At 65.2% G+C, this 256-nt stretch carries 1 protein-coding gene; it reads left to right on the plus strand.

Translation table 11 applies throughout. The features are described 5' to 3' along the window. Positions 1-256: S8 family serine peptidase (locus SB679_RS25220; RefSeq protein ID WP_410705068.1), on the plus strand; the 256-nt coding region annotated here is incomplete at both ends.

Genomic DNA, 256 nt, shown 5'->3' on the forward strand with positions numbered 1-256 from the left:
CTGCCCGGAATTCCTCATGGCATGGCACCCACGTTGCAGGCATCATCGCGGCAGTTGCCGGGAACGGAAAGGGCATTGCCGGCGTGGCGCCCCAGGCGAAGATCGTACCCGTTAGGGTTATCGGCACCTGTGGTGGCTACACGTCCGACATCGCCGATGGCATCAGGTGGGCCGCGGGCGGTTCGGTGAGCGGAGCTCCCGCCAACGCCAATCCAGCTCGTGTGATCAACCTCAGCCTCGGAGGCCAGGCAACCTG

This window comes from Chryseobacterium sp. SIMBA_029 (assembly GCF_046535275.1).
Lineage (GTDB): Bacteria > Bacteroidota > Bacteroidia > Flavobacteriales > Weeksellaceae > Chryseobacterium.